The 20,177-nt window shown below is 56.4% G+C and carries 22 protein-coding genes; 17 read left to right on the forward strand and 5 right to left on the reverse strand.

All coding sequences use genetic code 11. From position 1 onward, the window contains the following. The first annotated feature begins 88 nt into the window (after positions 1-88). A complete protein-coding gene (locus tag OKC28_RS13410) occupies positions 89-271 on the forward strand; it encodes a hypothetical protein (protein ID WP_005320234.1) in 183 nt (60 codons plus the stop codon). Here OKC28_RS13410 and OKC28_RS13415 read toward each other — a convergent pair. Next, a complete protein-coding gene (locus tag OKC28_RS13415) occupies positions 268-1,464 on the reverse strand; it encodes an HD-GYP domain-containing protein (protein ID WP_270689692.1) in 1,197 nt (398 codons plus the stop codon). The genes OKC28_RS13410 and OKC28_RS13415 overlap by 4 nt on opposite strands. A gap of 173 nt (positions 1,465-1,637) precedes the next feature. On the opposite strand from OKC28_RS13415, the gene rsuA reads away from it, so the two are divergent. Further along, positions 1,638-2,330: a 16S rRNA pseudouridine(516) synthase RsuA gene (gene rsuA, locus OKC28_RS13420; protein ID WP_270689694.1), complete on the forward strand. Its 693-nt coding sequence runs from the start codon at positions 1,638-1,640 to the stop codon at positions 2,328-2,330. Between the two features lie 35 nt (positions 2,331-2,365). Here the strand turns inward: rsuA and OKC28_RS13425 are convergent, their stop codons facing one another. After that, the gene (locus OKC28_RS13425) at positions 2,366-3,271 is read right to left on the reverse strand and encodes a DMT family transporter (RefSeq protein WP_058394209.1); all 906 of its coding nucleotides are present in this window, start codon (positions 3,269-3,271) and stop codon (positions 2,366-2,368) included. A 239-nt stretch (positions 3,272-3,510) separates the two neighbouring features. Between OKC28_RS13425 and OKC28_RS13430 the strand changes: the two genes are divergently transcribed. Beyond that, a complete protein-coding gene (locus OKC28_RS13430; protein WP_270689697.1) occupies positions 3,511-5,163 on the forward strand; it encodes a peptide ABC transporter substrate-binding protein in 1,653 nt (550 codons plus the stop codon). Positions 5,164-5,174: 11 nt separating this feature from the next. Beyond that, on the forward strand, positions 5,175-5,717 hold the full coding sequence (gene yfcE / locus OKC28_RS13435) for a phosphodiesterase (RefSeq protein ID WP_021139252.1): 543 nt from the start codon (positions 5,175-5,177) through the stop codon (positions 5,715-5,717). 43 nt (positions 5,718-5,760) lie between these two features. On the opposite strand, the gene OKC28_RS13440 is transcribed toward yfcE, so the two are convergent. From OKC28_RS13440 to flgA, 3 genes are all read right to left on the reverse strand, one after another. Further along, positions 5,761-6,177 carry a flagella synthesis protein FlgN gene (locus OKC28_RS13440; RefSeq protein WP_059112635.1) on the reverse strand — a complete coding sequence of 139 codons (417 nt, stop codon included), beginning with the start codon at positions 6,175-6,177 and terminating at the stop codon, positions 5,761-5,763. Then, complete coding sequence (gene flgM, locus OKC28_RS13445; protein ID WP_005320221.1) at positions 6,174-6,494, reverse strand: flagellar biosynthesis anti-sigma factor FlgM; 321 nt, start codon at positions 6,492-6,494, stop codon at positions 6,174-6,176. Before flgM ends, OKC28_RS13440 begins: the two co-directional genes overlap by 4 nt. 89 nt (positions 6,495-6,583) lie before the next feature. Next, entirely contained in the window at positions 6,584-7,189 is a 606-nt protein-coding gene (gene flgA / locus OKC28_RS13450; protein ID WP_270689746.1) for a flagellar basal body P-ring formation chaperone FlgA, read from the reverse strand. 222 nt (positions 7,190-7,411) lie between these two features. On the opposite strand from flgA, the gene OKC28_RS13455 reads away from it, so the two are divergent. From OKC28_RS13455 to flgL, 13 genes are all read left to right on the forward strand, one after another. Next, on the forward strand, positions 7,412-8,323 hold the full coding sequence (locus OKC28_RS13455) for a chemotaxis protein CheV (RefSeq protein ID WP_021139249.1): 912 nt from the start codon (positions 7,412-7,414) through the stop codon (positions 8,321-8,323). Positions 8,324-8,341: 18 nt separating this feature from the next. Further along, a complete protein-coding gene (locus OKC28_RS13460) occupies positions 8,342-9,166 on the forward strand; it encodes a CheR family methyltransferase (RefSeq protein WP_265421213.1) in 825 nt (274 codons plus the stop codon). Positions 9,167-9,229: 63 nt separating this feature from the next. Continuing rightward, complete coding sequence (gene flgB, locus OKC28_RS13465) at positions 9,230-9,628, forward strand: flagellar basal body rod protein FlgB (RefSeq protein ID WP_005320212.1); 399 nt, start codon at positions 9,230-9,232, stop codon at positions 9,626-9,628. Then, complete coding sequence (gene flgC / locus OKC28_RS13470) at positions 9,628-10,047, forward strand: flagellar basal body rod protein FlgC (protein WP_005320210.1); 420 nt, start codon at positions 9,628-9,630, stop codon at positions 10,045-10,047. The genes flgB and flgC overlap by 1 nt, the downstream gene beginning before the upstream one ends. A gap of 15 nt (positions 10,048-10,062) precedes the next feature. Next, entirely contained in the window at positions 10,063-10,791 is a 729-nt protein-coding gene (locus tag OKC28_RS13475; protein WP_111587566.1) for a flagellar hook assembly protein FlgD, read from the forward strand. A gap of 10 nt (positions 10,792-10,801) precedes the next feature. Next, positions 10,802-12,130: a flagellar hook protein FlgE gene (gene flgE / locus OKC28_RS13480; protein WP_270689705.1), complete on the forward strand. Its 1,329-nt coding sequence runs from the start codon at positions 10,802-10,804 to the stop codon at positions 12,128-12,130. A 142-nt stretch (positions 12,131-12,272) separates the two neighbouring features. Then, entirely contained in the window at positions 12,273-13,019 is a 747-nt protein-coding gene (gene flgF / locus OKC28_RS13485) for a flagellar basal-body rod protein FlgF (RefSeq protein WP_270689707.1), read from the forward strand. Positions 13,020-13,033: 14 nt separating this feature from the next. After that, positions 13,034-13,822, forward strand: a complete 789-nt coding sequence (gene flgG / locus OKC28_RS13490; RefSeq protein WP_021139243.1) for a flagellar basal-body rod protein FlgG — start codon at positions 13,034-13,036, stop codon at positions 13,820-13,822. 60 nt (positions 13,823-13,882) lie between these two features. Then, entirely contained in the window at positions 13,883-14,554 is a 672-nt protein-coding gene (flgH, locus tag OKC28_RS13495) for a flagellar basal body L-ring protein FlgH (RefSeq protein WP_058394205.1), read from the forward strand. An 8-nt stretch (positions 14,555-14,562) separates the two neighbouring features. Then, positions 14,563-15,660, forward strand: a complete 1,098-nt coding sequence (locus OKC28_RS13500; protein ID WP_099993842.1) for a flagellar basal body P-ring protein FlgI — start codon at positions 14,563-14,565, stop codon at positions 15,658-15,660. A gap of 43 nt (positions 15,661-15,703) precedes the next feature. Continuing rightward, entirely contained in the window at positions 15,704-16,795 is a 1,092-nt protein-coding gene (gene flgJ / locus OKC28_RS13505; protein WP_270689712.1) for a flagellar assembly peptidoglycan hydrolase FlgJ, read from the forward strand. A 3-nt stretch (positions 16,796-16,798) separates the two neighbouring features. After that, complete coding sequence (locus tag OKC28_RS13510; protein ID WP_270689714.1) at positions 16,799-18,799, forward strand: FlgK family flagellar hook-associated protein; 2,001 nt, start codon at positions 16,799-16,801, stop codon at positions 18,797-18,799. A 4-nt stretch (positions 18,800-18,803) separates the two neighbouring features. Next, the gene (gene flgL, locus OKC28_RS13515) at positions 18,804-20,012 is read left to right on the forward strand and encodes a flagellar hook-associated protein FlgL (RefSeq protein ID WP_265421219.1); all 1,209 of its coding nucleotides are present in this window, start codon (positions 18,804-18,806) and stop codon (positions 20,010-20,012) included. Positions 20,013-20,177 lie beyond the last annotated feature (165 nt).

Here is a 20,177-nt window from a genome sequence, read left to right on the forward strand (position 1 = left end):
GATCGAGAAGGGGCGGCGGACGGTCTACGCTATACAAAGACAGCCCGATAGTGCGGCTGGTGCCAATGGCTTAACGGAGGTATCCCCTATGAGCGACCACACTCTGCTGCCCCATGGCGAAGATCTGCGCCGCGCCGTGCGCTGGCTCAGCGAGCATCATCAACACGATATCCGTGCCATTGAAGAGGCCAGCATCCGTTTTGATCTGTCACCGCTGGATGAAGAGTTTTTGATTCAGCACTGTGTCGAACGGGAAGGGGGCGCCAACTAGACGAAGTTGGCGAGGCTGATGCCAAACTCTTTGGGATCGACCGTGCTTTCTATGCTCTCCTGTACCCCGGACTTCGCCAGATCCAGCCACTGCACCTCGAGGTAGTGGCGCTGGGTCGCGTGATAGATCACCTTCACCACTGGCTTGAGCGGCTCTTGCGGATTGCGCTGCATGACGATGGCCAGTCGCTGGTTGGAAAGTTGTACCAGGGTACCCACCGGATAGACCCCCATGCATTTGATGAACTTGGTCACCAGCAGTCGATCAAAATGGTGGTCTGCCCCCTTGAGCAGGATCCGGAATGCCTGGGTCGGCTGCATCCCCTGCTTGTAGACCCGATCTGCCGTCACTGCGTCGTAGACATCGACGATGCCGCTCATGCGGGTGTAGAGAGACAGCTGGTCACCCTTGAGGTGGCGGGGATAGCCGGTGCCATCGAGCCGCTCATGGTGATTGGCGGCGACTTCCAGCATGGTGGCTGTGATGCCCGGGGTGCTGCTCAGAATGTCATGGCTATGTACCACGTGCTGGCGCATCACGGTGAACTCTTCATCGGTCAGCTTGCCCGGTTTGTTGAGCACCTCATCCGGGGTCATGATCTTGCCCACATCATGCAGCAGCCCCCCCAGGGTCAGCTCCTTGAGCACGCTGCGCTCCAGCGCCAGATAACGGCCGAAGTTGGCCAGCAATATGGCCACGTTCATGGAGTGCTCCATCAGGTAGGCATCCTTGGCACGAATGCGGGCCAGACAGAGCATGGCATCGCCGTGGGTGAACATGGTGTCCACCATCTCTTCGGCCACGGTTGCCAAGGGGGTAATGTCGATGGGCTCACCCGCCTTTAGCTGGCGAATGAATTTGCCTTGCAGCTCACGGGCCTCCTGATACAGGCGGCGGATCTTGAGCTCACGCCCCTCGCCGTTCGCGCTGCCTGTCGGGCGTTGTGATGCAATTGAAGAGGCTGCCGGGTCGGGGAAGATGATCTGCTCTATGCCAGCCAATTTGCTGCGGGCGAGATCGACGCGCACCGTGAGCACACCGCGCCGGATCAGGCCATCAATTTGCTGACGAGTCGTCACCAGCCCCATCTGGGCGATCTCCATGCCACCGGTCTGGCTGGTGATGGCGATCACATACATGCCTGCTTGTAGCTGGTTGACGGGAATGACTGGATGAGGAGTGTGTGACTTCATACGGCTTCCTGACTTTATTATTATGCGTAAGGTTAGGCCCTCAGCAGGCAGTCTAACATCCGCGCCATGCTTCGTCATTGTGGTACGGTTTACGCCAGCACTGCTTATTGCTGGAGTTGTTGGCCTTGGCCTATATAATGGCGCCCCTTTATTGATGGACTCTGAGGTTGTGCATGCGGCTCGATAAATTTCTTTGCGATTGTTCCGATTTGACCCGTTCCCTGGCGGGCAAACTGATCCGGCAGGGAGAGGTCACTGTGGATGGCATAGTGGTCAAACAACCCGCTTTTCACATCAACGAGCAGAGCCAGGTTGAATTTGACGGTGTCATGCTGACGCTGGATCAGCGCAATCGCTACTTCATGCTGCACAAACCGGAAGGTTACGTCTGCTCCAACGAGGATCCTGATCACCCGACCGTTTTCTTCCTGATGGATGAACCTGCCATGGGCAAGCTGCACGTGGTTGGTCGACTCGATCTCGATACCACGGGTCTGGTGCTGGTCACCGATGATGGCAAATGGTCCCACCGCATCACCTCGCCGCGCCATGAGTGTGCCAAGACCTACCATGTCTGGTTGGCGGATCCCGTGCATCAGGACGCCATATCGCTGTTTGCCGATGGCGTGTTTCTGCGCAACGAGACCGAGAAGACCCGTCCCGCCCAGCTGGAAATTCTGGCTGAGTGCGAGGCGCGACTCACTATCCATGAAGGCAAGTATCATCAGGTGAAGCGGATGTTTGCCTCCATCGGTAACAAGGTGGTGGGGCTGCATCGGGAGCAGATCGGTACACTGGCGCTGGATGATGCGTTGGCACCGGGCGAATACCGCGAGCTGACGGCAGAGGAAATCGCCCAGTTTTAAGCCGCTCGCCTGACACTGAGCAAGGCGCGCCTTGCTCAGTGTCCGCTGACCCCCAGCACCATGGCCGTACCCAGGGTCGCCAGCAGGGCGCCCGCCCAGGCCGCAAGGGAGGGGCGCTGGCCCGAATGCCACCACAGCAGGGGTAGCAGAATGACTGGCGTGGTGGATGAGAGAATCGCCACCATGCCGACTTCTCCCTGGCGCAGGGCGACCAGGATCAGAGTCATCCCCATGGCCATGGCCAGGAAACCGTTGATGCCAATCAACCCCAGCACCTGACGGTTGATGGGGTTGTGGGGCATGGCGAGCGGCACTCTCAGCACTCGCAAGGTGCAGTGAGCCAACAGGGCACTGCCCATGCGGATGCCGGAGGCGCTCACAGCGTCGACATTGCCACTCATCATCACTGGCTTGGCGATGATGGCACCCAGGCTCTGACAGAAGGCGGCGGTCAGCCCCAGACCGATGCCGATGGCAAGGTGTCCACGCACCTGCTCCCACTCGTTGTGCTGATTGCCGCCACGCCGGCCGAACAGGATGGCGAGCATGACACCGGCAAACACCAACAGCGCTCCCACCAGTCGCCAACCGCCGAGCTGCTCACCAAACAACCAGAGACCGAGCAGGGCGGAGAAGAGTGCATGGCAGGAGAACAACAAGCCGCTGCGCCTGGGGCCCAGCCGGTTCATGCAGGCAAACAGGGCTGTATCCCCGACAAAGATACCGATCAGGCCCGACAGCGCCAGCAGGGGAAGGGCGCTCTCGCTAAGGGATTGCCAGCCTCCGGTGGCGATGCTGGCAGTGCCCAGCATCAGGCTGACCAGAAACATGCGCCAGCGACTGTAGGCAAATGCCCCCAGGTGGCGGGCCGGTTTGACGGAAATCAGGGCCGCCACTGCCCACAAACTGGCCGCTGCCAGCGCCAGCCACTCATACCCCATAAAAACTCCTGAGAATGTCGCCAGATCGAAAGACGTGTCAGGCCGTTACCAGCGACAGCCACTCGCATTTCATGAAAAACTACGGAAAAAAATAGCCCGAAAGACTCCATCTCTTGGGCAAGCCCGATACAATACGGGGCGTCTTCGGGGATAACAAGCGCAGCATCATGCATTCGTATTCAGGCGCGCTGCCGGCCTTCCCCTTCTTGAAATAAAGTGAATTGAACGAGGTTTATGTCATGGTTTACCGCGCCGCTGTTTATCAGCCGGAACGCCGGCCAGCCCGTCGCTGGCTTTCTCCCTTGCTGCTGGGCCTGCTGATGGCCCCATCGCTGCAAGCAACCACGGTTACCCAGGAGACTGTGCTGTCGGATCGCCAGACGCTGGTCAAGGGCAACGGTGATGAGCCTGAGTCCCTCGATCCTGCCCAGATCCGCTCCGGTTTTCCGGGGGAAGTGGTACTGGTGGATTTGTTTGAAGGGCTGGTGAGCGAAGATGGTCAGGGCAAGACAGTGCCGGCTCAGGCCCAGCGCTGGGAGACCAGCGAAGATGGGCTGGTGTGGCGCTTCTTCCTGCGACCCCAGCTCAAATGGTCCAACGGCGAGCCGCTTACCGCCCAGGATTTCGTCTACGCCTGGCGTCGGCTGCTGGATCCGGCACAAGGGTCCCCTTCCGCCGGATTGCTGCTGGCGACCGGTATCAACAATGCTCAATCCATCTATGCCGGGGCTCTCGAGCTCACGTCGCTGGGGGTGGAGGCCGAGAGCAGCCAGATCCTCAAGGTGACACTGGAGCGACCCGTACCCTATTTCCTGCAACTGGTCAGTCAACGCCCCTTTGTTCCCGTCAATGAGCAGGCGATCACCCGGTTTGGCAAAGAGTGGACCCAGCCCGGCAAATTGGTCAGCAATGGGGCTTACAAGCTGGTGAACTGGGCACCTAATGAACGTATCGAGGCTGAGCGAAACATCCATTATTGGGATGACTTGCACACCCGGATCAAGCGGGTGACCTATCTGCCGCTCTCCTCCCAGCATGCTGAACGGCTGCGCTATGAGGCAGGGGAGATCCAGCTCACCAACAAGGTGGCACTGGAGTATTACCAGAAGACCAAACAGACGACGCCAGAGCGGATCTGGGGTCTGCCGCTGCTTGGCACCTATCTCTATACCTTCAATCTGCGCCGTCCCGAGCTGCAGGATGTACGGGTGCGCCAGGCACTGGCCATGACCATAAACCGTCACGTGCTGACCGAGCAGGTCAGCGGTCAGGGGGAGCGGCCTGCCTGGTCTCTGCTGCCTGGCATGCCAGGCTATGAGGTACTTGGTTCACCGCTTGCTCTGCAGGATCAGCCGACACGGCTGGCCAAGGCTGCCGCCTTGATGGCGCAGGCAGGTTACAACAGTGCCCGTCCCTTCAAGCTGACGTTGACCTACAACACGTCTGAGAGCCACAAGAAGCTGGCGCTGGCGGTGGCCGCCATGTGGAAACCGCTGGGGGTGGAGGTGTCGCTCAACAACATGGAGTGGAGCGCCTATCAGGTGGCCAAAGACAGTGGTGATTTCATGCTGGTCCGCTCCTTCCTGTTTGGAGATTATGTGGAGCCCTCATCCATGCTCAACAGCTTCCGCTGTCAGGACCCCCAGAACGAGAGCGGCTATTGCAATCCGGCCTTTGATGGCTTGCTGCAGCAGGCATCGGACACCCTGGATGGTAGTACCCGGACCGGACTCTATCGCCAGGCCGAGCAGCTGCTGATGGACGAAATGCCCGCCATTCCCGTGTATCACTACAATCAGATGCGGCTGGTGGACCCCACACTGCACGGGTTGCCAAGCCAGAACCTCAAGGGGGCTATCGCCACCAAGGATCTCTATTTCAGCAAGCAGTAAGGGCGTTCGCGATGAAGATTGCCATCATTTCAGACCTGCACGGCAGCCTGAGCGCACTGGAACAGGTGCTGGCCCAGCTTGCTCCCTGGCAGCCCGATCACTATCTGCTGCTCGGCGATCTGCTCAACCATGGCCCTCGCAATCCGGTGCCGCCGGGTTATGCCCCCGCCGCCGTGGCCGAGCGGCTCAATCAGCTGGCGCCGCACATCATGGCGGTGCGTGGCAACTGCGATTCGGAAGTGGATCAGATGTTGCTGAACTTCCCCATGACAGCACCTTATAACCAGTTGCTGGTGGATGGACGGCGCTGGTTTGTCAGTCATGGTCATCTCTATCGCCCGGATGCGGTACCGCTGCCCCCCGGCAGCCTGTTTATCAGCGGCCACACCCATCTACCCGTGCTGCAGCGAGAAGGGGAGCTGGTGCTGATGAATCCGGGGTCTATCTGTTTTCCACGGGGAGAGCTGGCGGCAACCTATGGCCGGTATGAGACGGGCGTGTTGAGCATCCATGCCTGTGCGGACAGCGAAGAACTGTTGAGGCTGGTGTTATAGGTTGGCGACGGGCAGAGCTTGCGCGAGGGGAAGCGGAAAGGGATCAGGCCTTGATGCCGAATGAGCGTGTGCCGGAGCGGGTGTTGCCCTTGGCGTCATAAGTCAGGGAGTTGCGATCCCGCAACTGGCTCAAAAAGCTTGCCAGGCGGCGGTTGGAGACGATGCTGAGCTCGAGCAGGCGACCATTCACATCGTTTTGTTCCTGACAGGCATCGAGTTTTTCACGCAGGGCATTCATCTGCTCTGGAAAGGCAGACAGCTGCTGTTGCAGTTCGGGCAGCCGGGCCAGGGTCTGGTCCAGCACTTCAATATCGGCAAGCAGTTTCTGCTTGCGCTCTGCCAGCTCAGGCAGCGCCAGTGCCTGGTGCTGCTTGAGCAGGTTGAATTCCTCCTCCAGCAAACCTTGCATCCGGGAGAGGTATTCGTCTTGGGTGTGCAGCAGCGAAGGTAAGTCCATCATCCGAGCAGCTTGTCCAGAGTGGATTCAAAGCTGAACATCTTTTTGGCTACCGCCTCGCTGTTGACCTGGTATTCACCATTGGCCACGGCTTTCTTCAGACTCTCGACCCGGCTTTCATTGCCGGTGGAGGCTGAGTTGAGATTTTTCTGCATCTGTTGCAATTGCTGCGCCTCATTGGTCAAGGAGACGGAGTCTGTCTTGACAGTCGCCGCACGGTTGTCGGGAGACGAGGTCGCTTGTTTGGTGTTGGCACCCTGGCTATTACCGGTGTTTTGCAACCGATTATTTGCCAAGTTGTTGATATTGTTAATAGCCATAGTGTTTACCTTCGTCTGCTTTGCTGTTCGCTTACCTGTTTATCGGTGACCGTCGTCAGAACTTTAGAAAAAAATAACCTGAAAACGTATCAGAAGGTGACCACCACAGAGCCGACTGCGCTGACCTTCCCTTGCACTGTTTTTCCTGAACGAATATTGACGAGGCTGATCATGTCTCCGAAGCTGCCATCTTGCAAGGCTCGGGCCATGGTTTTGATTTGCATGCTGCTGTTTTCTGCACTGAGTGTGACCTGGTCGCCTTTGCAAACCACGCAGACTTGGCTGAGCCGTATGGGCTGACCCGGCTTGAGTTCCCGTTTGCTGCGTACCCCTATCAGGGGGGCCGGATCGCTCAGATAATCACCGCGGATCTGGATCTGATCCTGATAGGCCAGCGTCAAGACACTCTCACTGAGTATGTCGCCCTTGGCTACCGGGGTAGCCACGGTCACATAGGGTTTCTGGATGCTGACGCGCACCGGCAAATAGAGGTCCCAGGGTTTTTCTTCCTCACATTTGAGGTAGACAGTGGTGTTACGGCGCACTTCCATCCTGGCGGGAAGGCTGATGGTAAGATGCTGCTCGCAGCGGCTCAAAGGTAGCCTGTCATCAATGGAGGCAGCTTGCACGTGAGCCTGGGCATCGAGTGGAATATCGAGCTGGCCGAGCACAAACTCTTGCGCCATTTCTTGCAGATAACTGGTCACCTCGGATGCCGTGGCGTGAGATATGCCGCAAAACAGCAGTAAGATGAGGAAAAGTCTACTAATCATTTTCTCTCGCAGGCCGATAAGTTGTTCACGCATATCACCATATTTAACTATGCTTGCTTCAGAATTCGTTTGTAGTGACATCGATAGTCTGACGCAAGCCAATACGCATGCATGATTAATGCCAAGCGTTTTTAGGGAGTGTTTATGGCCAGTATTATGGACTCGGTCAACCAACGTACCCAGCTGGTGGGACAAAACCGGTTGGAGCTGCTGTTGTTTCGTCTCAATGGACGTCAAAGATTTGGCATCAACGTATTCAAAGTGCGTGAAGTGCTGCAATGCCCTCCCTTGACCGTCATGCCCAAACTCAACTCCTGTATTCGTGGCGTTGCGCACATCCGTGGCCAGACCATTTCGGTGATTGATCTCAGCATGGCGGTGGGCAAACGTCCCATCGAGGACCTGAGCAAGTGTTTCATTATTATTTCCGAGTACAACCGTTCAGTTCAGGGCTTCTTGGTGCATTCGGTTGAACGCATCATCAACATGAACTGGGAATCCATTCTGCCGCCACCCAAAGGGGCAGGGCGCATCAACTACATGACTGCGGTCACAGAGGTAGACGGCGAGCTGGTGGAGATCCTGGATGTTGAACGTATCCTCAACGAAATCTCTCCGGTGTCGACCGAAGTAAGTGCCGAGTTGGTGGATGCCAGTGTCGAGCACAATACCCATGGTCGTCCCGTGCTGGTAGCAGATGACTCTTCTGTTGCTCGCAAGCAGGTGCAGCGAGCCCTCGAGGCGATTGGCGTGCAATGTGTGCTGGCCAAGGATGGGCGTGAGGCACTCAACATGTTGCTGGAGATGGCCAAGAATGGCCCCATCAAGGATCAGATTGCCTTGGTGATCTCGGACATCGAGATGCCGGAAATGGACGGTTATACTTTTACCGCCGAGATCCGTAACAATCCCAATCTCAAGGACTTACATGTTATTCTGCACACATCCCTCAGTGGGGTGTTCAATCAGGCCATGGTGCAGAAAGTCGGTGCGAACAATTTCATCGCCAAATTCCAACCGGATGAGTTGGCCAAAGCCGTACAAGGCGCACTCTAATCAAGAAGAACAAACTGCATGAAGACACTTTCGGACGACTTATACAAACAATTCAGCAACTTTCTGGCAGTACAGAGCGGAATCGTGCTGGGTGACAACAAACAGTATCTGGTCAAGAGTCGGCTTTCACCCTTGATGACTCAGTTTGGTATTGAGAGTCTGTCTGATCTGGTTACTCGAGCGATGAGTGTGCGTGAGCGTGACCTGAAAATGGCAGTGGTTGATGCCATGACTACCAACGAGACCCTCTGGTTTCGCGATACTTATCCCTTTCAACTACTCAGTGACAAGCTTTTTCCCGAACTGGGCAAGAGTGGCCGTCCGATCAAGATCTGGTCGGCTGCCTCCTCGTCCGGGCAGGAGCCCTATTCCATCGCCATGACGGCGCTGGAACAGCAGGTCAAGAAGCCGGGTACCTTGCCCGGTGGCGTGCAGATTGTGGGCACAGATATTTCCAGCACCATGCTCAATCAGTGCAAGGAAGGGGTGTACGACAGCCTGGCGCTGGCCCGTGGTTTGTCACCTGAGCGCAAAAAGTTGTTCTTCGAACCTTATGGTGACAACAAGATGCGGGTGGTGGAACGTGTCAGAAAATTGACCACGTTCCGGCCACTGAACCTGCTGGAGAGCTACAGCCTGCTCGGCAAGTTTGACATCATCTTCTGCCGCAACGTGCTCATCTACTTTGCGCCGGAAGTGAAGTCGAAGATCCTCAATCAGTTCGCAGCCAGCCTCAACCCTGGCGGTTATCTGATGCTGGGGGCCTCAGAGTCACTGGCTGGTCTGACCGATCGGTTCGAAATGGTCCGTTGCAATCCTGGCATCGTCTACAAAGTCAAATAACCCCGCTTAAAATCCCTCTTTGGCACACCTCTTGCTAAGAATTTATCAAGCAGGAGGTGTGCTATGGCAATTTCATTCGACAAGGCATTCGGGATTCACCAATACACGCTGGGCGTTCGTTCCAAGCGTGCCGAGGTGTTATCCAGCAACATTGCCAACGCAGATACCCCGGGTTTCAAAGCCAGGGATATCAACTTCTCAGAGGCATTGGCGCAGGCCCAGCATCAGCAAGGGTTTGGTATGGCCACTACCAGTGAGAAGCACTTTGCCTTGCAATCGGATGCCCCTGGTCTGATGCAGTACCGCAATCCCCTGCAGCCCGATACCGGTGACGGCAACACGGTTGACGTGCAGCAGGAGCGCAGCGAGTTCTTGCGCAACAGCCTTGAGTACCAGACCTCCCTTGAATTTATGAACGGCAAGATCAGTGGCCTGTTGAAGGCCTTGAAAGGAGAACAGTAATGAGTTTGTTCAAGGTCTTTGACATTGCAGGCTCGGCCATGAGTGCACAGTCTGTTCGACTCAATACGGTGGCCAGCAACATGGCCAACGCCGACAGCGTCAGCTCCAGCGTGGAAAAAACTTACCATGCCAGGCGGCCAATCTTTGCCGCTCAACTGGATCAGGCGATGTCAGACAAGCAATCATCGGTCGGGGTCGAGGTGAAAGGGATTGTCGAGAGCAAGGCCCCCTTGCTCAAGGAGTACAACCCCAACCATCCCATGGCGGACGATGATGGCTATATTTTCAAACCCAACGTCAACATGGTTGAAGAGATGGCGGACATGATCAATGCCTCGCGCAGCTATCAGACCAATGTGCAGGTTGCCGATTCTGCCAAAAAAATGTTGCAGCAGACTCTCAACCTCGGCAAGTCCTGATAGGGGTAAGCACAGATGGCAGATACAAGTAGTGTGAACGGCATCAGCCGTACCACGACCCAGACCACTGATACGACAACGGCTCCGAAGAAAGAGCTTGATCAGGCGTCTTTTCTGAAGTTGCTGACCATGCAGCTTTCCTATCAGGACCCGTTCAAGCCGGTGGATAATGCCCAGATGTTGTCCCAGATGACGTCAATGTCGACTTCGGAGGGGATCAATAGCCTGTCAACCCAGATGGGTAATCTCAATACCCTGATGACCTCCAGCCAGGCGCTGCAGGCCTCTGCGCTGGTTGGGCAAAATGTGCTGTTGCAGAGCAACGTCGGATTTTTGGAGAAAGACGGCTCCCTTGGCGGTGTTGTGGCTGTCGGCGTCGAGAACAAGTACAAGAATGTCAAAATTACCGTAGAAGATGAGAACGGACAGGTTATCAGAGAGTTCCCTCTGGAAGGTGATCAGCGCGGTAACGTTGAATTCACCTGGGATGGCAAGGACAAGAACGGTAATCCCGTCGCGTCAGGCAAATATGTCCTGAAAGCCAACGGTAACAATGTGGAAGGTAAACCAGAAAGCATCGCTACATTTGCTTATGGGAAGGTTGATAGTGTGGTTTTGGGTAATGGAACCAACCCGACACAGCTCAATCTGAAAGGCCTTGGCACAACAACCCTGAACAGTATCCTGCAGATTGCAGGAGCGACAACCACACCACCAACCACCACGCCTACAGCATCGATCTAAGGAGCTGGATATGTCATTTAACAATGCCTTGAGCGGTGTCAACGCGGCACAAAAAGATTTGAACGTTACCGCCAACAACATTGCCAACGTCAATACCATGGGCTTTAAAGAGTCCCGTGCCGAGTTTGCGGATGTTTATGCCAACTCGATCTTTGTCAATGCCAAGACGCAGGTCGGTAATGGTGTGGCCACCGGGGCTGTTGCCCAGCAGTTTCATCAGGGAGCGTTGCAATTTACCAACAACGCACTGGATCTGGCGATCCAGGGCAATGGTTTTTTCGTCACCTCGGACGGTCTGACCAATCTTGACCGTACCTACACTCGGGCCGGCGCCTTCAAGCTTAATGAAAACAGCTATATGGTCAATAATCAGGGCCACTATCTGCAAGGTTATGAAATTAATACGGATGGGACGCCCAAGGCGGTCAGCATCAACGCCACCAAGCCGATTCAAATACCGGATCGGGCGGGCGAGCCAAAAATGACCGAACTGGTGGAAGCAAGTTTTAACTTGAGTATTGAGTCGAAAACAACGCCAACGGCACCCGCCGCGTTTGATCCCACCAACTCAGCCACCTTTGCACACTCAACTTCCGTGACGATCTATGATTCGCTTGGTGCCCCCCATGTGATCACCAAATATTTTGTACGCCATGAGGATCCGCTTGTTCCTGGGACGCCAATGACGCCTGGGACCTGGAGCATGTACATGTATGAGGGGAACAAGCCCATTGATATCGCTAGTGGTGCACCCAGCCCGGGCCCTGGCATCCCCACAGGTGTTCAGATGACGTTTACCTCCGGTGGCAAATTGGACACAACTATTCCACCTGCCCCGATCAAAACCGTCACGCTGGGCACAGCGGCCGGGATTATTAACAACGGTGCAGACCCCACTCAGGAACTGGAAATTCGTCTCAGTGATGTGACTCAATACAACTCTCCTTTCAACGTCACCAAGCTGACCCAGGATGGCGCCACTGTGGGTAATCTGACCAAGGTGGAGATTACGCCGGACGGTATTGTTTCTGCCACCTACAGCAATGCGACGACGTTAAAGGTTGCCATGGTTGCGCTGGCCAAGTTTGCCAACTCGCAAGGACTAACTCAGGTTGGCGATACCTCCTGGCGCCAGTCTCTGCTTTCTGGAGATGCGCTGCCCGGCACGCCTAATTCGGGCACCTTGGGCAGTATCAAGTCTTCGGCGGTGGAGCAATCCAACGTGGACTTGACCTCCCAACTGGTGAATCTCATCACGGCCCAGCGTAACTTCCAGGCCAACTCCCGTTCGCTGGAAGTGAACAGTTCGTTGCAGCAGACCATACTGCAGATCCGTTAATGATAACGGTGGTACAGGGGGCGCTTCGGCGCCCCTTTTTATTGTTCCCTTTCCGTTATCCTTCCGTGGGCGTTTATTCAACAGACGTTGGCACCTAAATTGCAGTTACCTGATCAGAGTCATCGGTTTGACGGAGGATCTCATGGATCACATGCTTTACATCGCCATGTCAGGGGCCAAGGAAAACATGAATAGCCTGGCTGTTCGTGGCAACAACCTGGCCAATGCCAATACAGTCGGTTTCAAGTCTGACTTCGAGCAGGCGCGCAGTATGCAGGCGTTCGGTGAAGGGCTGCCATCCCGGGTGTTTGCCATGACGGAGCGGCCTGGTCAGAACTTGCAGCACGGCATGCTGATGACGACAGGTCGAGATCTTGACGTGGCCGTTGACGGTCAGGGCTGGATTGCGGTGCAGGATCCCAAGGGTGGCGAAGCCTATACCCGGATGGGCAACTTGCAATTGAGCGCGACCGGCAACCTGCAGACCTCTACCGGCCTCAACGTCGTGGACGATGGTGGCCAACCCATAGTGCTGCCGTTGCCGATGGAAAAGATCGAGATCAATCAGGATGGTACCATCAGCGGTCGTCCTGAAGGGGCTGCCGCCAACCTGCCGGAAGACTTCCAGCGCATCAAGCTGGTAAAACCCGCGGCTGACGCCGTGGAGAAGGGCCAGGACGGACTGTTTCGTCGCAAGGATGGCCAGAATGAGGCGGCCTCGGCCACTGTGGGCCTGATTGCAGGCTCCCTGGAAGGGAGCAACGTCAACGTGGTCGACGAAATGACCAACCTAATCCGGTTGCAACGTCAGTTTGAAACTCAGGTCAAAATCATGAAGACCGCCGAGGAAAATGACGAAGCCCAAACCCAGTTGCTGCGCATCAGCTAATCAAGGAGTTTTACATGAACCCTGCACTTTGGATCAGCAAGACCGGCTTGGATGCACAGCAGACCAACATCTCGGTCACCTCGAACAACCTGGCGAACGCCAGCACTGTGGGTTACAAGAAATCCCGTGCCATCTTCGAGGATCTGCTCTATCAGAACATCAATCAGCCCGGAGGTCGCTCTTCGGCGGATACCGAACTGCCGTCCGGCTTGATGCTGGGTGCCGGTGCCAAGGTAGTGGCCACCCAGAAAAACCATGGTCAGGGCAATGTGCAGACCACGGACAACTCGCTGGATCTGATGATCAGCGGCCGCGGCTACTTCGAAATTCAGTTGCCCGACGGCAGTGCGGCATATACCCGTAACGGCCAGTTCACCCTCAATGATGAAGGGACCATAGTGACCCCGGGCAACGGTTATCCGCTGCAGCCGGAGATCCAGATCCCCGAAAATGCCCAGAGTGTGACTGTGAGCACGGATGGTCAGGTGTCGATCCAGCTCAAGGGGGATGGAGCTTCCCAGGTTGTCGGCCAGATCAACCTGTCTGATTTCGTCAATGCTTCCGGTCTGCAACCCATGGGGGAAAACATGTTCCTCGAAACCCAGTCCAGCGGCGCGCCCATCGAGGGGGTGGCCGGTGCAGACGGGCTCGGGGTCATCAAGCAGGGCATGCTGGAGACCTCCAACGTCAACGTGACCGAGGAGCTGGTCAATCTTATTCAGGCACAACGAGTCTACGAGATGAACTCCAAGGTTCTCTCGGCGGTGGACGGCATGATGTCCTTCCTGATCCAGCGCACATAAGTTGGCTGTGGACGGTATGAGCTTATTTTTGATCTCGCGCACATCAGTAGGAGGCGCATGATGAAAACCATATGGATGCTGGGACTGCTGGCGCTGGGAGGTTGCACTAGCACTCTCAATACCGCCAAGCCCGATGATCCCGAGTTTGCCCCCGTTTACGGGGAGTCGGATCCCGTGTCGGTCAGACCTACAGGGGCCATTTTTCAACCCGATCAGGTCAACGGCATCTACTCGGACATCAAGGCGCACAGAGTGGGTGACATCATCACCATAGAGTTGGCCGAGTCCACCTCTGCCTCCAAGAAAGCCAATACCCAGAGTGGCAAGGATAACAAGCTGAGCATGGAGCCCGTTACGCTGGGCGGAGTGCCGGTCACGGCAGGTCCTTATGATCTGTCGGCGTCGCTGGGCCAGAACAGCGCCTTCAAGGGGCAGGCCAAGGCGGATCAGAGCAACAGTCTGCAGGGCAATATTTCGGTGAGCGTGGCCAAGGTGCTGCCCAACGGCAATCTGGTGGTGCGCGGCGAGAAGTGGATCATGCTCAACAATGGCAACGAATACATCAGGATCACCGGCATGATCCGGCCCGAAGACGTGACGTCCGAAAACAGTGTGTCGTCACAACGGGTCGCCAATGCTCGTATCCATTACGGTGGTACCGGTGATCTGGCCAACAGCCAAGAGCAAGGGTGGCTTACCAGCTTTTTCAATGGCCCCTGGTGGCCGCTTTAGGAGATGTTATGACGTCACTCCGTCTTGTGACCCTGATCTGCTGCCTGATGCCTTTGGGAATGGCCCACGCCTCCCGTATCAAGGACATCAGCTCGGTGGAAGGGGTTCGTAACAACCAGTTGATTGGTTACGGTCTGGTCGTTGGCTTGCCCGGTACTGGCGAGAAGAACAACGCCTTCACCGAACAGACGTTTCGCACCATGCTCAACAACTTCGGTATCAAGGTGCCGGACAACATCAAGCCCAAGATAAAAGACGTGGCGCCGGTTGCCATCCATGCAGACTTGCCCCCCTTCTCCAAGCCGGGCCAGACCATAGATGTGACCGTATCGGCCATCGGTGAGGCCAAGAGTCTGCGGGGCGGTACCCTGTTGCAAAGCTTCTTGAAAGGGCTGGACGGGCGCGTCTATGCGGTGGCGCAAGGCAGTCTGGTGGTGGGGGGCCTCGGAGCCGAAGGGGCCGACGGCTCCAAGGTGGTGATCAATACGCCGACCGTGGGCCGCATCGCCAACGGCGCGACCGTGGAGCGGGAGGTGCCGAACTCCTTCGGCCAGGGGGATACCATCACCTTCAACCTAAATAGGCCGGACTTTACCACTGCTCGCCGACTGGCGGATGTGGTCAATGATCTGGTGGGGCCCAACACGGCGCAGGCGCTCGATGCAACCTCGATCAAGGTTTACGCGCCCAGGGATCCAGGTCAGCGGGTTTCTTATCTGGCGACCATAGAGAACCTGGAGGTGGATCCCGCCAGTGAGGCTGCCAAGATCATCGTCAATTCCCGTACCGGCACCATTGTCATCGGCAGCAATGTGCGGCTCAAACCGGCGGCCATCAGCCATGGCGGCTTGACGGTCACCATCGCAGAAAACCAGCAGGTCTCTCAACCCAATCCACTGGCGGGAGGTGAGACTGTGGTGACCAATAACTCGACCATCAATGTCCAGCAAGAGCCTGGTCGCATGTTCAAGTTCGATACTGGCGCGACGCTGGATGACCTGGTACGGGCGGTGAATCAGGTCGGGGTGGCTCCCGGCGATCTGATGGCGATTCTGGAGGCGCTGCAACAGGCGGGCGCCATCCAAGGTCAGCTGGTCATACTGTAACAAGCGGCAAGGGGTTGCCACGGGCGGCAATGAGGTAAGCAAAATGGCAGAGTTTGACACCAACAGCGGCATGAACATGGGCATGGTGCAGGATATCAAGAACCTGGATCGCCTGCGTCAGTTGAGCCAGAGCAAGGATGGGCAGGCTGCCGCACTGCAAAGCGCCGCCCGCCAGTTTGAATCCATCTTTACCCAGACTCTGTTCAAAGGGATGCGTCAGGCCAATCAGGTGCTGACTCAGGACAACCCCATGAACAGCAGTTATACCCAGTTCTATGAAGGCATGCTGGATGAGCAGCGGGTGTCCGACATGGCCAGCAAGGGAGGTATCGGGCTGGCCGACATGGTGATCAAGCAGTTCTCCCCCGAGACCTTTACCCGTCACGATGGCCGCGTACTCAAGCTGCCGCAGCGTACCGAACGGGTCTATAAACCCTATCAGCCGCCAACCTCGGCGGCCAACGATCTCATCTCGGCTTCAAAAGTTGGCAAAGATTTTGCTCATAAAGAGATGGGCGAGGCTGCCCAGCCGTTGGCCTCATCGCATCGCACTCATCGTACCGTCCCCCCCATGGGTCTGGTACAAGAGGCCCAGGCAGTGCGGGGAGCCAAAGCGCTGGACAAGACGACGAAGGTGTTCGAGACCCCGGAAGAGTTCGTCAATCGGCTGATGCCCCTTGCCAAAAAGGCGGCGGACAAGTTGGGCCTGAGCCCGGCGGTATTGGTGGCCCAGGCGGCACTGGAAAGCGGTTGGGGCAAGCGGGTGATCAAGAACGGAGAGGGAGAAATCACCCATAACCTGTTCGGTATCAAGGCTGACCCGCGTTGGCAAGGCCCCAAGGCCGTGGTCAGCACCCTGGAGTATGAACAAGGGGTAGCCTCACGCCAGAAGGCAGCGTTTCGCTCTTATGAGTCGTTTGAGGAGAGCTTCAACGACTATGTGGATTTCCTGACCTCGGGTACCCGTTACAAGGGGGCCCTGGCCAAGGTGGACAGCCCGGATCGCTATTTCGAAGCCTTGCAACAGGCAGGCTATGCCACGGATCCCCAGTACGCCAGGAAACTGAAACAGGTGTTGCGCAGTGATGCCATTGCTGGCTACTCCGCTACCAACGCCACAGAAATGGAGCTGTAAGTCATGGCAAGCGATCTGCTTGGAATTGGTACCTCGGGTGTGTTGGCACAGCAACGATTGCTGCAGACCACCAGCAACAACATAGTCAACGTCAACAGCCAGGGCTATGTGCGTGAGCGTACGCTGATCTATACCAATTCCGTCGGTATGGGTACGGGTGACATGCTGACCGATCGGGTCATCAATACCTATGCCCAGGGTGAGGTGCGCCGTGATACGTCCGCCTATTACGCCTCGGCCACTCGCTACGAGCAGCTCTCCAATACCGACATTTTGCTGGGGGATGCCAGCAACAGTGTCGGTGCAGCCGTTACCTCCTATTTCAAGGCGTTCCATACCGCCAACGAGGCTCCCGCCGACATCGCCGGTCGCAAGACCACCCTGAGCGAGCTCAGCGGCATGGTAAACCGCTTTCATACCCTGTCAGCCCAGCTGGACAAGCAGACCGACACCATCAACACCACCATAGGTGACGAGACCAAGAAGGTTAACAACCTCATCAACAGCATCAATGATCTGAATCAGGCCATCCTCCGCACTCAGGGAACGCCGGAAGAGAATCTGATGCTGTTCGATCAGCGGGATGAAGCCATTCGCCAGCTCTCCGAAAAAATGGAGATCAGCACAGTGCCTCAGGCCAATGGCAGCATGCTGGTCAACATGAGAACGGGCCACTCGCTGGTCCTCAATGGCGGGGTCGCCCAGTTCAGTGTTGTGTCGGGCAACCCGGATTCTCGGGAGTCCGAGCTGCAGCTGACTCTGGGGGCCAATAAAACCACCATCAATGACAAAGACATAGGTGGCGGGGTGGGTGGCTTGTTTTCCGCTCGCAATGATCTGGAGCCGAGCAAGCGTGAGCTAGGTCAGTTGGCGGCGGCCATGGCCGATGCCATGAACCGGCAGAACCGGTTGGGAATGGATCTGGATAACGAGCTGGGGGGAGATCTCTTCTCCCTTACCTCCAGCGATGGGCTGACCTATGAGCAGAACACAGGCACCGGCGCCGCCAAAGTCAGCTTCGTGCCCGGGAAAGGCACCGAGGTCACCACCTTTGATTACGAGGTACAGTTCAGCAGCGCCACCGGTTACGAGGTGTTCTCGCTGGACAAGGATGGCAATCGCACCTCGCTGGCAACCGGCAGCACGCCACCGGCTACCTTCGAGGTTGCCGGGCATGGCATTCAGATCGACCTCTCTGGTACGCCCGCTGCAGGGGACAGGATCCTGCTGCAACCGACCAAACATGCTGCCGCTGGCTTGGGCCAGCTGGCCACCCGCCCGGAGGATCTGGCGCTGGCATCCCCCCTCAAGGTTGACAAGAACAAGGACAACTTCGGTTCTGCCGAGATCAAGCTTGGCGGCGTCTTCAATACAGGCACGGGTTCGGGTTTTGGCACCAATACCCTGGACCCGGCAGCACCCCAGGTGGTGAAGGTTGATGGCAGCGGCAACTACGAAGTCTATGCGGCAGATGGCACTACCCTCATCGGTGTGGCGCCGGCCTCAAGCAAGGGACAGGATCTGATGGCTGCCATCGAGAGCCCGTTGGGGGGACCCAAGGTGTATGCCGATCCGACCCAGTCGCCTGGCTATGAGTTCAGCATCACAGGTACGGTAAGGGCCAATGACAGCTTCACCCTGAGCTACAACAAGGATGGTTTTGCCGACAACACCAACGGGTTGGCTCTGGCGGAGCTGCAAAACAAGGATCTGGTGCGCAAGAGCACCAATGCCGGCACCAGCAATGACAAGATGACTTTCAACGAGGCTTACTCGGGTCTGGTGACAGGGATAGGCAACCAGACCAACCAGGCCAAGACCTTGCTCAAGGCCAACGAAACAAAATTGAACCAGAGCACCAGTATCTTCGAGAGCGTCTCTGGCGTGAGCCTGGAGGAGGAGGCGGCCAACCTTATCCGCTACCAGCAATCTTATGCGGCATCGGCCCAGGTGGTCAGCACCGCCAAGCTCATCTTCGATACCCTGTTGTCTTCAGTGAGGTAAGTGCATGCGTATTACCACCAACATGGTCTATAGCCGGAATATCACCTCGCTGAACAATGCCAACGAAAGGTTGAGCACGGCTTATGAACAGCTGCAGAGCGGGGACAAGTTCAAGACCTCGGGGGAAGACCCCTCCGGCATGAGCCAGAAGATGGCGCTGACCAAGGAGATCGACCTTTTCAAGCAGTATGGTGTCAATGGCAGCCTGCTTGAGAACAGCTTGGGTCATGAAGAGACGGTGTTGACCGCGCTCAACAACGCCATGACCAGTGCCCAGACCCTGATCCAGAAATCCAACGACTCTGCGGTGAGCGCAGATGACCGTCTGGCGATTGCCAGTGAGCTGGAAGGGTTGCAAAAACAGATGTTTGACCTGATGAACAGCAAGAACTCTCAGGGCGAGTTTATTTTTGGTGGCAACCAGAGCAAGACCCAGCCATTTATCAAAGACGCCAGCGGGAATTATCTCTTTCAGGGAGATACCGGCCAGCGCAATATTCAGGTGTCACCGACGGTGCAAATTGCAGCCAATGATTCTGGCTTCAATTTGTTTGAGGTAGTCGCTACCCGCAGAACCGGCAGTGCTGCCAGTGCCAATATTCAAGTCGGGGTGGCCGATCAGGGAAACTTCGACAGTTTTTATCGCAATAATTATGATCCAGCCCTTGCCAGCAACCAATATACGGTAACCACGGCCGCGGGTACGCCGGATACGTATGAAATACGGGATGGTGGCGGCACCCTGTTGCAAAGTGGTGATTATGTCGCGGGCAACAAGATCCCCTTCAATGGCTTGGAGCTGACCCTGGATCTGCCTGCAGGCGGTGCGGCACAAGACTTCGTACTGGATCCCCCCCAGAACAACAATATTCTGGATGGCATGTCCGACTTTATTACCGCTCTGCGTGATCCGAATATTTCAGCGGACGATTTTCAGATAAAAGTCGCGGATGCGACTTCCCACATGAAGAATGCCCGCTTGAATGTCGACCAGGGGTTGGGCGAGATCGGCGGCAGGATGAACAGTCTGGAGCAGGTACTTGGCTCGAACGACGGTTTGAGTACCCTCAATCAACAAGCCAGGGCCAAGGTATCCGAGGCGGATTTGTATGAAGTGATCGCCACCTTGTCAAAAGAGGATGCGGCATTGAGTGCCTCCCAGCTCTCTTTCAGCAAAATAAGCAAACTGACGCTGTTTGATTATATTCGTTGATATTATCACGGGCCCGGCCACCGCAATTTCATTGCCAGGCGACAGGGCCCATTTGCTGAATATCCACTACTAACTCCCATATGAATCCCAGGGTGGGAGCACACTTTGTTGATATTTTAACCAAAGAATAACTGAGCCCGATAGTCGTCATTCCAGCCGGCTCTT

Origin of the sequence: Aeromonas sp. D3 (assembly GCF_027705025.1) — a bacterium.
GTDB classification, from domain to species: domain Bacteria; phylum Pseudomonadota; class Gammaproteobacteria; order Enterobacterales; family Aeromonadaceae; genus Aeromonas; species Aeromonas salmonicida.